Annotated in this window: 14 protein-coding genes; 1 reads left to right on the forward strand and 13 read right to left on the reverse strand. The window is 51.5% G+C overall.

The features are described from left to right. Positions 1-2 precede the first annotated feature (2 nt). From phnK to CPY98_RS02875, 12 genes are all read right to left on the reverse strand, one after another. Complete coding sequence (gene phnK / locus CPY98_RS02820; RefSeq protein ID WP_046359410.1) at positions 3-809, reverse strand: phosphonate C-P lyase system protein PhnK; 807 nt, start codon at positions 807-809, stop codon at positions 3-5. After that, positions 806-1669 carry an alpha-D-ribose 1-methylphosphonate 5-phosphate C-P-lyase PhnJ gene (locus CPY98_RS02825; protein ID WP_046449758.1) on the reverse strand — a complete coding sequence of 288 codons (864 nt, stop codon included), beginning with the start codon at positions 1667-1669 and terminating at the stop codon, positions 806-808. Before CPY98_RS02825 ends, phnK begins: the two co-directional genes overlap by 4 nt. Continuing rightward, positions 1662-2747: a carbon-phosphorus lyase complex subunit PhnI gene (locus tag CPY98_RS02830; protein ID WP_096386271.1), complete on the reverse strand. Its 1086-nt coding sequence runs from the start codon at positions 2745-2747 to the stop codon at positions 1662-1664. Before CPY98_RS02830 ends, CPY98_RS02825 begins: the two co-directional genes overlap by 8 nt. Beyond that, the gene (phnH, locus tag CPY98_RS02835) at positions 2731-3330 is read right to left on the reverse strand and encodes a phosphonate C-P lyase system protein PhnH (RefSeq protein ID WP_096386273.1); all 600 of its coding nucleotides are present in this window, start codon (positions 3328-3330) and stop codon (positions 2731-2733) included. Before phnH ends, CPY98_RS02830 begins: the two co-directional genes overlap by 17 nt. Next, positions 3330-3803 carry a phosphonate C-P lyase system protein PhnG gene (gene phnG, locus CPY98_RS02840; RefSeq protein ID WP_096386276.1) on the reverse strand — a complete coding sequence of 158 codons (474 nt, stop codon included), beginning with the start codon at positions 3801-3803 and terminating at the stop codon, positions 3330-3332. The genes phnH and phnG overlap by 1 nt, the downstream gene beginning before the upstream one ends. Continuing rightward, the gene (gene phnF, locus CPY98_RS02845) at positions 3804-4529 is read right to left on the reverse strand and encodes a phosphonate metabolism transcriptional regulator PhnF (RefSeq protein WP_046449754.1); all 726 of its coding nucleotides are present in this window, start codon (positions 4527-4529) and stop codon (positions 3804-3806) included. Between the two features lie 20 nt (positions 4530-4549). Further along, positions 4550-5344: a phosphonate ABC transporter, permease protein PhnE gene (gene phnE, locus CPY98_RS02850; protein ID WP_025798923.1), complete on the reverse strand. Its 795-nt coding sequence runs from the start codon at positions 5342-5344 to the stop codon at positions 4550-4552. A 75-nt stretch (positions 5345-5419) separates the two neighbouring features. Continuing rightward, entirely contained in the window at positions 5420-6436 is a 1017-nt protein-coding gene (gene phnD, locus CPY98_RS02855; protein ID WP_025798924.1) for a phosphonate ABC transporter substrate-binding protein, read from the reverse strand. Positions 6437-6471: 35 nt separating this feature from the next. Next, a complete protein-coding gene (phnC, locus tag CPY98_RS02860) occupies positions 6472-7272 on the reverse strand; it encodes a phosphonate ABC transporter ATP-binding protein (RefSeq protein WP_025798927.1) in 801 nt (266 codons plus the stop codon). A 314-nt stretch (positions 7273-7586) separates the two neighbouring features. After that, entirely contained in the window at positions 7587-8051 is a 465-nt protein-coding gene (gene nrdG, locus CPY98_RS02865) for an anaerobic ribonucleoside-triphosphate reductase-activating protein (protein WP_096386278.1), read from the reverse strand. Between the two features lie 148 nt (positions 8052-8199). Beyond that, a complete protein-coding gene (nrdD, locus tag CPY98_RS02870; protein WP_025798930.1) occupies positions 8200-10338 on the reverse strand; it encodes an anaerobic ribonucleoside-triphosphate reductase in 2139 nt (712 codons plus the stop codon). Between the two features lie 353 nt (positions 10339-10691). Further along, entirely contained in the window at positions 10692-11264 is a 573-nt protein-coding gene (locus CPY98_RS02875) for a hypothetical protein (RefSeq protein WP_096386281.1), read from the reverse strand. A 201-nt stretch (positions 11265-11465) separates the two neighbouring features. On the opposite strand from CPY98_RS02875, the gene CPY98_RS02880 reads away from it, so the two are divergent. Beyond that, the gene (locus CPY98_RS02880) at positions 11466-12044 is read left to right on the forward strand and encodes a hypothetical protein (protein WP_043490779.1); all 579 of its coding nucleotides are present in this window, start codon (positions 11466-11468) and stop codon (positions 12042-12044) included. Positions 12045-12062: 18 nt separating this feature from the next. Here CPY98_RS02880 and CPY98_RS02885 read toward each other — a convergent pair whose 3' ends face one another. Next, entirely contained in the window at positions 12063-12755 is a 693-nt protein-coding gene (locus CPY98_RS02885) for a pirin family protein (RefSeq protein ID WP_096386283.1), read from the reverse strand. Positions 12756-12795: the final 40 nt, after the last annotated feature.

Genomic DNA, 12795 nt, shown 5'->3' on the forward strand with positions numbered 1-12795 from the left:
GCTCAGTTTTGTAAAACGGAAGAAACCAACAACTGGGTATACGGATGATGAGGATCGTCTAATACGCGATCCGTCAGCCCGCTCTCAACCACTTTGCCTTGCTTCATCACCAGCAAACGATGCGCCAGCAGGCGAGCAACGCCGAGATCATGGGTCACGATCACTACGGCTAACTGAAGCTCGACCACCAAAGTGCGCAGCAGATCGAGCAGGCGTGCCTGGACTGAAACATCAAGCCCGCCGGTGGGTTCATCCATAAACACAACGCGCGGATGAGTCACCAAATTGCGCGCTATTTGCAGGCGTTGCTGCATACCGCCTGAAAACGTGGTGGGTAGATCGTCAATACGCGTGGCTGGGATCTCCACGTCTTCCAGCCAACGCATGGCTTCGGCACGAATATTGCCGTAATGACGTTGCCCTACGGCCATTAAGCGTTCGCCGATATTGCCACCGGCTGAAACGTGCGGGCGTAGCCCGTCGAGCGGATGCTGATGCACCACGCCCCATTCGGTGCGCAGCAGGCGACGGCGGTCGCTTTCGCTCATAGCGTATAAATCCTGAACGCCTTGGGCGCTCAAATAGCGAATCTCTCCCTGCTGCGGGGTGAGACGCGCAGAGATGGATTTCAGCAGCGTTGTTTTACCGGATCCCGACTCTCCGACGATCCCCAACACTTCGCCCGGATAGAGATCGAAAGAGACATCGCTAAAGCCTTTGCCCGGCGCATACAGGTGGGTCAGATTGTTCACGGAAAGCAGCGGCAGATCGTCGGCTGGCGCTGAGAAGATCGAGTCTGTGGCGTTCATTGCGCGTTGGCCTCGCTGTGCTGGCGGCAAAAATCGGTGTCGGAGCAGACGAACATTCTGGAGCCTTGATCGTCGAGCACCACTTCATCCAAATAGCTGTGCTGCGATCCGCAAATCGCGCAGGGCTGATCCCATTGCTGCACGCTGAACGGATGATCGTCGAAGTCGAGGCTTTCCACTTTGGTGAACGGGGGTACGGCGTAGATCCGTTTTTCGCGTCCGGCACCAAATAGCTGAAGCGCGGGCATCATGTTCATCTTGGGATTATCAAATTTTGGGATGGGGGAGGGAGCCATCACATAGCGATGATTCACCTTCACGGGGTAATCATAGGTAGTTGCAATGTGGCCGAAGCGTGCGATGTCCTCATACAGTTTCACCTGCATAACGCCATATTCCTCCAGCGCATGCATTTTTCGCGTTTCGGTTTCACGTGGCTCAATGAAACGCAGCGGCTCAGGCATGGGAACTTGATAGATAATAATTTGATCTTGGCGTAGCGGCGTTTCAGGTATGCGGTGGCGAGTTTGAATAAGCGTAGCGTCGGCGGTCACTTCGGTGGTGTTAACGCCGGTAACGCGCTGGAAGAAACGGCGAATTGATACCGCATTGGTGGTGTCGTCTGCGCCCTGATCGATCACTTTTAAGGTATCGGCTTCACCAATCACGCTGGCGGTGAGCTGAATTCCGCCGGTTCCCCAGCCATAGGGCATCGGCATTTCTCGTCCGCCAAAAGGCACCTGATAGCCGGGGATCGCCACGGCTTTGAGGATCGCGCGGCGGATCATGCGTTTGGTCTGCTCATCGAGATAGCCGTAGTTATAGCCCGCTAAGCAGTAACCGGTTAGCACGTTAGTCATGTGCATTCTCCTGACGGTCATTGAATTCCTGTTGTAAACGGTGGAGTAATTCCAGCTCGGCTTGAAAATCAACGTAGTGCGGTAATTTAAGGTGGGAGACAAAACCGGCGGCTTCTACGCTATCGGCATGCGCCAGCACGAACTCTTCGTCTTGAGCGGGGCCGTTGATCTGCTCTTGGTAATCGGGTGCCTGAAGGGCGCGATCGACCAGCGCCATCGCCATCGCTTTGCGCTCGCTCATGCCAAACACCAAGCCGTAGCCGCGCGTGAAATGCGGGGCATCATCGGGTTGGGCAACAAAGCCGTTGACCATTTCGCATTCGGTCAGCAACAGCTCGCCAATATCAACGGAAAAACCCAGCTCTTCAGGCGTAATACTCAGGCTGACATAGCCGCTGCGAATTTCTCCCGCAAACGGATGGTTACGCCCATAGCCGCGTTGAGTGGAGTAGCCCAGCGCCAGCAGATAGCCCTCGTCGCCACGCACCAACTGCTGTAAACGCGAAGAGCGAGAGCAGGGATAAACCGGCGGTGTGCGGGTGATGTCGTCGGGTTCAGCGCCGTTGTCGTGTTCCGCGCGTGCCAGCCCTTGCTGTGCCAACATGTTGAAGACGTGCGGGCTATGCGATTCGTTCATCGCTTCATCGCGGTTGATTTCCGGCGTTTCGCCGTTGGCTAACAGCGTGAAATCTAACAGCCGATGGGTGTAGTCATAGGTGGGGCCGAGCACTTGGCCACCGGGCAGGTCTTTATACACTGCCGAAATGCGGCGCTCTAAACGCATATCCTGCGTGTCCAAGGCATCGCTGACCGCCAGACGCGGTAGGGTAGTGCGATAGGCACGCAGTAAAAAGATGGCTTCGACCAGATCGCCGCTGGCCTGTTTGATCGCCAGCGCGGCAAGTTGTCTATCGTAGATCCCGCCTTCGGTCATCACGCGATCGACGGCTAACGTAAGTTGCTGATCGATTTGATCAACGCTGAGTTCATTGAGCTGAGACGATCCGCGGCGCTTCTGTTCTTGCAAACGGTGGGCGGCGGCGATGGCTTTTTCGCCCCCTTTAACGGCTACGTACATCGAACACCTCCACGAGCGTGGTGCGCGGAATGGCAAGCAGACGTTCGCCGCAGGTAAAGACGAAATCGCAGCCCAGCGGGAAGCTGTGCGAACGTTCGGTTAAGGCGTTGAGCACGACGTCTGAAATCTGGGGCGCAATCATGCGCTCTTCTAAAATGCCGGGGCCGGTGAGGCGCAACATGTGGCCACCGCTGAGGCTTTTTACCTGCACAATCACCGTGGCGCTGGTTTCCGGTGATACATCTTCACCTTGTGCGAAATCAGTCAGTTGTTCAGCGGTAACCTGTTCATTCACGACCGTAAAGGCGGCCAGTGAAGGTTCAATGGCCAGCGGAGCGCCGGTATGAAAGCGCAGATTTTGCTGCGCGGTTTCCGAGCTTAGCTCGGGAGGGAACCATACTGGCGTATCTTGGTCACTCAGGGTTAACAGTACGCTGGTGGTGGCGCTGTTGAGCGGTAGCCAGCCTTCTGGCGTGTTATTTAAATTCACGATCACGCCGGGTTCGCTCATGGCTTTCAGCAGGCGGCGAAAATGGTTTTGTGCATCATGCACGGGCAATGTAAAAGCGGTCATTAACGTCATTAGTTATCTCCGCGAACCAGAGTGAAGAAGTCTACTCGGCTAGCTGCAATTTCTTGGGCGCGCTGCTGGTGTCGTTCTTGTTGCAGTGCGGCGAGTGGGTTAATCAGGTTTTCCAGCAAAGTTATGTTGTGCTCGCGCTCTTGCAGCAGGGCGTCGATTAACGCGCAGCGCTCGGCGTGAGATTTGTCGCGGCCAAGCTGATAGCTGTAGCCATAGGTGCCGCTGCTGAGCTGAATGACTGCGCGAGTGAGCGTGGCGTCGCCGAGGAAAAAGCGCTGGCCGCTTCCGCCGGTACGCGCCTGTATTTGGGTGAGGCCCGTTTCTGCGGGGCGAATATTTTTCCACTCAAGTGCATTGAGATGCAGGGCATCCCACAGCGGTTTAAGGTCGTCGGGCTGGCTGTGTGCCAGCGTTGCCATCCAGCGTTGGCGCTCAGCGATTGAAAAATGAGAGTGAGACGGTGTGGCGTCCATTTAGTGCTCCATGGTCAGTTCGATCATGTCGGCACGCGTCAGGCTAACGGAATACTCCGCAGGCTGTGACTGGCCTTCACAGTGATTTAAGGTACGAACACACATCAGCGGTGCGTGGGTGGCGATTTCTAACAGTCGGCTCTCTTTGGCCTGTGCGCGGCGTGCGCTAATGCGGGTTTGAGTGCGGCTGAGTTCACGTCCAAGATGCTGTTGGATATAACCGTGCAGCGAACCGCTGGTGAAGTTTTGCAACGTGCTCCACCAACTGAGATCCGGTAGGAAATGGTCAATAACGCATACCGGCACGCCGTTTACACGGCGCAGGGTGCGCAAATGAATAACCTGTTGGCCTTCTTCCATCCCTAACGCATCGGCAATATGGCTAACCGTAGGGCGGAGCACCGAGATCAACCGCTCGCTGGTGGGATGGCTACCCTGTTCCAATAGGTTTTGACTAAAGCGAGCCTGTGAGTGCAGCGGATAATCAAACGGGCGCATCAACACTAAAACGCCTACGCCTTGACGACGTTGCACCCAGCCTCGAACGACTAATTCATCAATGGCGCGGCGCAGAGTGTGGCGATTCACCTCATAACGTTCAGCGAGCTGATGCTCTGCGGGAAGATAGTCTCCGCACTGGTAATGTTGGCGTAGGTCTTGTTCCAATAACGCCGCAATCTCTTGATAGCGGGTGGGGAAGCTGGTCGGATGTCTAGATAAGTGCATAACAAACAAAGCCTCTTTAATCAGATGAAGTGCTTGCGTAGACGCTGAGACATGAAATCCAGCAGGCTGACCGTGACGATGATGAACACCATCAGCGCGCAGGTTTGCTGGAACTGAAATCCGCGGATGGCTTCCCACAGGGTGACGCCGATACCACCGGCACCCACCATGCCCACCACGGTGGCGGAGCGAACGTTGGATTCAAAACGGTAGAGTGAATAAGAGATCCACAGCGGCATAACCTGAGGAAGAACGCCGTAGATGATCTCTTCCAGCTTGTTGGCACCGGTGGCTTTGACGCCCTCAATGGGGCCCGGCTCGATGGCCTCGACCGCTTCTGAAAACAGCTTCGCCAAAACGCCGGTGGTATGAATAAATAGCGCCAGCACGCCAGCAAATGGGCCAAGACCAACGGCCACCACAAACAGCATGGCGAATACCATTTCGTTAATGGCGCGGCAGGCGTCCATCAGTCGGCGGGTCGGTTGGTAGATCCACCACGGCACGAGGTTTTCGGCGCTCATCAGCCCTAGTGGAATAGATAGCACTATGGAAAGCGCGGTTCCCCAAACGGCGATTTGGAGCGTTACCAGCATTTCGCCAAGATATTGCTGCCATTGGCTAAAATCGGGCGGGAAGAAATCAGCGGCAAAGGTCGCCATATTGCCAGCATCACGAAACAGCGTGAGCGGAGCCATTTCCGCGCCATGCCAAGACCAAGCGAGAACCGCAAGTAGAATGGCACCGGTGAAAAGGCTAAACCAGCTACGCTTTTGCTCGGGCACTAGGGCTGCGGTGGATTGAGTGGTTTGCATCTGTATCTCCAATTTGGTATCGCTTTTCTCCTAGCTCAGCTTTGCTGCATGCAGAGCTAGGAGGCGAAGGCCAAATTACTGAGTGGCTGTTTTCAAACTGTTCATGGCGTTTAGCGCCGAACTCAGACGATCGAGATCGTCCATTTGAGCCTGTAGCGCCGCGGTTTTTGTGGCTTTGTCGGTTGGGCTTAAACCTTCGTTGGCTTTGATCGTCTGAGTTTGCTTAAACAGTGAGAGCTGGCGGATGGGAACCAGTTGAAGATCGCTGGATGGGCGGAACGGTGCCCAGCTCAAGCCTTTTAGAACCTGTTGTTCTTCCGGCGTTTTGCCGTAATTCATAAAGAAGCCGTAGATCTTTTGTTTGGCATCTTCTGGCAAGTTTTTACGCCATACGATCGGGTCGCCGGGGATCAACGGTGATTTCCAGATCACTTTCAGATCTTTGAATTTCTCCGGAGCCGTGATCTTCAGACGATCGAGGTTTTCGGTATTGTTGGTCGCTACGTCAACCTGTTTGTTCGCCACGGCGAGCGCGTTGGTTTCATGGTTAGCGTTCACGGTGCGTTTAAAGTCGCTAGCGGCGGTATTGTTCTTAGCGAAAACGTAATAGCCAGGGACTAAATAACCGGAGGTAGAGTTAGGATCGCCGTTGCCGAAGGTAAGATCCTTCTTCTTAGCCAGCATTTCTTGAACGTTGTTGATCGGGCTGTCTTTATTCACGATCAGCACGCTCCAGTAACCAGGTGAACCATCTGCAGCCACGGTTTGCGCAAAGACTTGTCCGTTGGCGCGATCCACGGCTTCCATCGCCGAGAGGTTGCCATACCACGCGATATCGACTTTATTAAAGCGCATGCCTTGGATGATGCCTGCATAGTCTGGGGCGAAGAAGGCATTGACCTTCATACCCAGCTTTTTCTCCATATCCTTGAGGAACGGGTCCCACTGCGGTTTTAGGTTTTGTTGTGATTCCGTCGAAATAATGCCGAAGTTGAGCGCCGGAGCCTGTTCTTCAGCGTGTGCAGTGCCAAGCAGGGTACAGACGCTGAACATGCTGGTGAAAGCCAGCGCGGCTACCGTTTTGTAAGTCATGTGATGACTCCCTATGAGCATGTTGAAGGTTCGAATTAAGCCGCAACGGCTTCGGTTTCAGTGGTTGATACGTTGACGCGGTTTACGCCGCGATAGAGATGTTCAATTTGCTCGCGTGCTAAATGCGCGCTCTCACCGTCGTAGAAAACATGTCCCTGACGCAGCGCTATGACGCGTTGGCAATAGCGCAGGGCGTAATCCACCTGATGCAGAGTGACCACCACGGTGATGCCGTCTTTTTGATTAATATCGAGCAGGGTTTCCATCACGATGCGGGCGGACTCAGGATCCAGTGACGCGATGGGTTCATCGGCGAGAATAACTTTGGCTTTTTGCATCAGCGCACGCGCAATGGCAACACGCTGCTGCTGGCCACCGGAAAGCGTGGATACACGCTGGTGGGCGAAGGAGGCCATGCTCACGCGAGTGAGAGCCTGCATGGCCTGCTGTTTTTGTTCTTGAGTGAACCAACCGCAACAGGTGCGCCAAAATGGCGTTGCGCCTAGCGCACCAATGAGCACATTTTCGAGAACCGTCAGGCGATTCACTAAATTGAATTGCTGAAAGATATAGCCAATATCGCTGCGGCTACGGCGAATATCTGCCGCGAGACGTCCCTGCTTTTGAATGGTGCGGCCTAATAATTCGATATGGGAGTCATCATGGCGGTCGCCGGTGATAAGTCCGCTTAGATGGCGAAGCAGCGTGGATTTTCCTGAGCCAGAAGGGCCGAGCAAGGCCACCATCTGTCCTTGTTGAACTTCCATGCCAACGCTGTGCAGCGCCTGCTGACCGGCGAATGTTTTACTGAGGTTGGTAACTCGAATAATCGACATGGCGTAACCCTCTTTAGTGAGGTGGTCAAATTAAGTTGCGCTCATGGTGCCGATTGAAAATGACAAAATGGTTATTTATATGTTGCAGAAATATGAATAGTTGAAGGCGTTAGGATGACAGCCATATAGAGAAGGGATACAAAGCAGATTGAAAAAATAGTGTCGTTGAGCCGCGCTGAGCGGTGCATTCTGTACCGCGTATTGCCTGCTCGTTGGCTTTAAGGGGAAATGGATAACATCGAAGGTATCCGTAGGATCACGGGTGCCTTCGGTGATTGTGCCGCATGCTTTTGATGAGCGGCTGAATGATGCGCTCAGCGCAGCTTGTGAATAACCTGATTCGCACTGCCGCGCCAGATGAGCATCGGATCCTTGAGATCTTGCACAAATTTTCCGTCGATGAGTACGTTGATTAAATCTACCACTTCACGCTGTGCATCGCTCAGTTCGTCAAGCTTATAGCCTGTCCAAACCCAGATATCCTTGCCTTCACATTCCGCACGCACGCGTTGTACGAGCTTCAGAATAAACGGCACATTTTGCGGATGCAGCGGATCGCCACCGGAAAGAGATAAACCCTGACGTGGGATGCGCGAGTCATTCAGATCGGCAATGATCTGATCTTCCATTTCTTGCGTAAACGGCATGCCGGAATTCAGGCGCCATGTGCTTTTGTTATAGCAACCGGGGCATTCATGCACACAACCGGCAACGAATAACGTGCAGCGCGTACCCGGCCCGTTGACGACGTCTACGGGGTAATATTGATGGAAATTCATATCTGCTTATCTATAAGAAATGCGGAGGTAAGCCCCCTCCCAGCCTCCCCCTTGGCAGGGGGAGGAGCGGATCGCGTTTTTATCCATCCGCTCCGAACGGTTCCCACCCCTGCTAAGGGGAGGGCTAGGGTGGGGTCATTCGTTGTATTTAACCAATCTGCCCGTTGTTCAAATGCTTAACGCGGCGTTTAACTTCTTCTTGCTTACCGGCGTTGAACGGACGAGCATCAGGGCTACCCAGATAGCCACAGACGCGGCGGATCACGGAGACCTTAGCCGAATCGTGATTACCACATTTCGGGCAGGTAAAGCCTTTGCTGGTACACTCAAACTCACCGGTGAAACCGCACTCGTAGCACTCATCAATTGGCGTATTTGTGCCGTAGTAAGGGACACGGCTATAGCTATAATCCCAGACGTCTTCCAGCGCTTTCAGGTTGTGCTGTAAGTTTGGATATTCGCCGTAGCAAATGAAGCCGCCGCTCGCCAATGGCGGGTATGGCGCTTCGAAATCCAGCTTGTCGTATGGGTTAACTTTTTTCTCAACGTCCAAGTGGAAGCTGTTGGTGTAATAACCTTTATCGGTCACGCCCGGTACAACGCCAAATTCAGCGGTATCCAAGCGGCAGAAGCGGTCACACAGGTTTTCGCTTGGCGTGCTGTATAAGCTGAAGCCGTAGCCGGTTTCTTCTTTCCAGCTGTCGGTTGCCTGCTGTAAACGTGCAACAATCGCTACGGCTTTCGCACGCAGGGTTTCATCGTCGAAGACGTGAGTTTGGTTGCCAAACAGCGCATTCATCGTTTCATGAATACCGATATAGCCCAGTGAAATTGACGCACGGCCATTTTTGAAAATATCAGCAATATTGTCGTCGGCTTTCAGGCGAACACCACATGCACCTTCCATATAGAGGATAGGTGCAACGCGTGCTTTGATACCTTCCAGACGAGCAATACGCGTCATTAATGCTTTCTTAGAAAGCTCTAAACGTTCGTCCAGTAATTTCCAAAATGCAGCTTCGTCACCTTTAGCTTCTAAAGCGATACGCGGCAGGTTTAGGCTAATGACGCCGAGGTTGTTACGCCCTTCGTGGATCATCTCACCATTTTCTTCATACACACCCAAGAAGCTACGGCAGCCCATTGGTGTTTTGAACGAGCCGGTAACTTTAACCACTTGATCATAGTTAAGAATATCTGGGTACATACGCTTGCTAGCACACTCTAGCGCCAACTGTTTGATATCGTAGTTAGCGTCGCCAAACTTGTGGTTCAGGCCATCGCGAATGGCGAAGACCAGTTTAGGGAATACGGCAGTTTTACGGTTTTTACCTAAGCCTGCGATACGGTTTTTCAGGATAGATTGCTGGATAAGACGAGACTCCCAGCTGGTTCCCAAGCCAAAGCCGAAGGTGACAAACGGGGTTTGACCGTTAGCGGTATGCAGCGTGTTGACTTCGTATTCCAAAGATTGGAAGGCGTCGTAGCACTCTTTTTCGGTGCGCGTTTTTGCATATCCTTCTGCGTCTGGAATATTCCATTCTTCAGCGGTCTTACGGTGTTTTTCGAAGCTTGCAGTCACAAACGGTGCCAGAACTTCGTCAATACGATTTATCGTGGTGCCGCCATAAATATGGCTGGCGACCTGAGCGATAATCTGCGCGGTCACAGCGGTTGCGGTTGAGATAGATTTAGGACGCTCAATTTCTGCGTTACCCATCTTAAAGCCGTTAGTCAGCATGCCTTTAAGGTCAATCAGCATGCAGTTAAACATTGGGAAGAACGGAGAGTAATCCAGATCGTGGTAGTGAATTTCACCGCGCTCATGCGCAAGCACCACGTCGCGCGGCAGAATGTGCTGCGTCGCGTAGTGTTTTGCCACGATACCCGCCAACAGATCGCGCTGGGTTGGGATGACTTTACTGTCTTTGTTAGCGTTTTCGTTCAGCAAAGCGGCATTGCTTTGCTCAACCAGGCCACGGATTTCCTGATTAAGACGGCCACGTTGTTCACGAGATACGTCACGGTCGTGACGATACTCAATGTATGCACGCGCAAGCTGCTTATAGTTGCCTGCCATCAGCTGGTTTTCTACTGCGTTTTGAATCACATGGATATCAACACGCTCGAGATCGGCCATCTGCATAGCGACTACGCGGGCGACGGTTGCACAATAATCAGTATCATCAACGCCTGCCGCTCGGGCAGCACGCACCACAGCTTCCTTGATTCGCTGTTCGTCAAATGGTACCTGACAACCGTCCCGTTTAATCACTATTGGTTTCACCGCGTCGCTCCTTTTTCCCTTTTTGTGTGTTATCCACAGCCACAATCCGCGTGCCATAAGGCTTGACGCAGTCTTGTGGATGTTTTGTGGATAACTACTACATATGGGTATGTTCTAAAGTGAGACACACTATATATGGTATTTGATTTGAGTTAAAGCGCAGTAGTTTGACATAGCGCAAAGATTTTTATTTTCGGTAGAAACGTTATACAAACCGAGAGCGAGGTCGTTTTTCTAAATGCAACAAGAGTTGTTTGCAGGCGGTGAGGGGATGGTTAATGGAGTGTAGTCAGGGAGAGAATACGTGAATAACCTATTCATAAATGATGCGAGTAGTGAGGAATCTGTAGCGGTTATTTGAAAATAAATTGGTAATCAACAATATAACTGCCTACGCGATTCACTCGTGCAGTAACCCACACCGCATCCATTCCTTGCTGCCGTTTATTACCGATTTTCAGCTCTTCTTTTGAAGAACAAAGCTCGATCCAGCGTGAAGTAGAAATGTCTTTCAGCCATACGCCAGCCTCGCAGCGATATCTTCCCCTGTAAGGGCCTGGAATCGAAACATCATAATCGCTGGTATAGGAAATTGTTTTATCAGGAAATAGATAAACGTAAGCATCAAACGCATTCAGCGATAAGGTTAACCCTACTAACCCGCCAGCGATAAACATACTTGAGATAAAAATACAGTCATTTCTGGTACGAGGTGCAGACGCTAGTCTCGCGGCGCTGATAGCCGCTGCTGTAGCCATAATGCCTATGATAATAAAAGATAGTTTAGTTTCAGAATTTGGTTTTATAAGGATGGTGTTGTTTGAAATTCTGGATACCCATGAGATATAAAAAATAAATAATATGAAGAAGATGATAGAAATAATAAGTTTATAGTCTTTCTTGATGCATCTGTTTTTATTATTCATATCATTATCCTTATGATGATTCTCCACTGCTAAGAATCAGATATTAGCGGTAAGTTTGGCATATTATTCAGATAACAATCGGAATAACCAGAGACTGTAATGACATGAATTATTAAGTTTATCTTAATTTCTCATTATGTTGATTTGTACTTAATACATCAGCGACGATGAAATACTCATTGATGGAACAGCAGAATTGAGATGCGTTTTTTTAGACTGCTAGAACAATTTGATGCAACCCTAGCGCGGAGTTATGAAGTTTGGGGGCATTGGTTTTGGCGTGTCCTGTGGATTTTAGTTGTCCCTCTTCCAGTCGTTTATGTGCTGTGGGTAATCTTATGGATCGGTTTTACCGAGATCACAGTCGATATTCAAAACAACACTGATGTGGATCGACCATTAGTTAAAGTGAATGTCATTGATTCATCGGGTAAGGATATGCAATCAATGGGCGCTTGTTGTTATTGGGATAAACAAAGGCTCGTCGAGGTTAATTGGGTTTTTGGTGTGTATCAAGATCAGCGGGTTCAGGGAATTAAAGAAGAAATTCGACATAAAACAGTATTATTGCCAGAACGTAAACTGGGAGCAGTGTATTTGCATGTTCTTTTGCTGCCAAACGATGAAGTGAAAATTTGGTGGGGGCCAGAAAATAATTTTTCCCAATTATCTTGGAATAGTTCTAGTCGCTCCAGTAAAAAGCACTGGTGGTCATCGCGACATTACTGGGGAGGGAGTATCTGGAAACACACGCGGTGGCGACGAAATTCCCTCTTTTAACCAAGAGGGAATTCAAAATCACACCGGCAAATCAATCACCAGCGCGCGCAGCGGTGTGACGGCGGTGAGGGTTAGGCTTTCTTCATCATTGATAAAGGCACCGTCGCCGCAGGCCAACAGCTCGGCGCTATCCTGGGTTTTGTAGCTTCCGTGGATCGACTGCACGTAGGCGCGCGATCCATGTAAATGTAACGTGTGCTGCTCACCCGGTTTAAGATCCAAATGATGGATCCACACCTGCTGGCGTAGTTGTAGGCTGCCGTCGTCGCCTTCGGGCGAAGCGAGCAAGCGATAAGGCTCTTCCACCAGCGTGAGGCGCTGGATCTCGTCGTTTTCCCTTTCTGGGCAGACGTTTAGCCATAGCTGCATGCGGGTAAGCGGTTTATCACTATTGAGATTATGTTCGCTGTAGCTGATGTTTCCCTGCGTGGCGAGTAACACCACATCACCGGTGTGGGCTTGTGTATGGCTGCCTTCGCTGTCGCGGTACTCCACGTCACCATCAAGAATAATGTTCAATACGTCGACGCGCGGGAAGGTGCGTGGCTGTAATGACGCACCGGGTGCCAGTACGTCCTGATTGAGAACGCGCAGTGACGCATATCCCATCAGCTTAGGGTCAAAATAGTGGCCGAAGGAGAATGTATAGCGGGACTTGAGCCAACCATAGTCAGCGTGTCCGCAGTTTTGGGCTTTTCGTTGTGTAATCATGGCGCTCAAGGCTCTTAATAATCGATATAACCATGGTAAG

This window comes from Hafnia sp. CBA7124 (assembly GCF_002355555.1).
GTDB lineage: Bacteria > Pseudomonadota > Gammaproteobacteria > Enterobacterales > Enterobacteriaceae > Hafnia > Hafnia alvei.

What these genes read in the sequence shown, in the direction of transcription:
- phnK (WP_046359410.1), bottom strand. Translation starts at nt 809, where the DNA reads ATGAACGCCACAGACTCGATCTTCTCAGCGCCAGCCGACGATCTGCCG.
- CPY98_RS02825 (WP_046449758.1), bottom strand. Translation starts at nt 1,669, where the DNA reads ATGACTAACGTGCTAACCGGTTACTGCTTAGCGGGCTATAACTACGGC.
- CPY98_RS02830 (WP_096386271.1), bottom strand. Translation starts at nt 2,747, where the DNA reads ATGTACGTAGCCGTTAAAGGGGGCGAAAAAGCCATCGCCGCCGCCCAC.
- phnH (WP_096386273.1), bottom strand. Translation starts at nt 3,330, where the DNA reads ATGACGTTAATGACCGCTTTTACATTGCCCGTGCATGATGCACAAAAC.
- phnG (WP_096386276.1), bottom strand. Translation starts at nt 3,803, where the DNA reads ATGGACGCCACACCGTCTCACTCTCATTTTTCAATCGCTGAGCGCCAA.
- phnF (WP_046449754.1), bottom strand. Translation starts at nt 4,529, where the DNA reads ATGCACTTATCTAGACATCCGACCAGCTTCCCCACCCGCTATCAAGAG.
- phnE (WP_025798923.1), bottom strand. Translation starts at nt 5,344, where the DNA reads ATGCAAACCACTCAATCCACCGCAGCCCTAGTGCCCGAGCAAAAGCGT.
- phnD (WP_025798924.1), bottom strand. Translation starts at nt 6,436, where the DNA reads ATGACTTACAAAACGGTAGCCGCGCTGGCTTTCACCAGCATGTTCAGC.
- phnC (WP_025798927.1), bottom strand. Translation starts at nt 7,272, where the DNA reads ATGTCGATTATTCGAGTTACCAACCTCAGTAAAACATTCGCCGGTCAG.
- nrdG (WP_096386278.1), bottom strand. Translation starts at nt 8,051, where the DNA reads ATGAATTTCCATCAATATTACCCCGTAGACGTCGTCAACGGGCCGGGT.
- CPY98_RS02875 (WP_096386281.1), bottom strand. Translation starts at nt 11,264, where the DNA reads ATGAATAATAAAAACAGATGCATCAAGAAAGACTATAAACTTATTATT.
- CPY98_RS02880 (WP_043490779.1), top strand. Translation starts at nt 11,466, where the DNA reads ATGCGTTTTTTTAGACTGCTAGAACAATTTGATGCAACCCTAGCGCGG.
- CPY98_RS02885 (WP_096386283.1), bottom strand. Translation starts at nt 12,755, where the DNA reads ATGATTACACAACGAAAAGCCCAAAACTGCGGACACGCTGACTATGGT.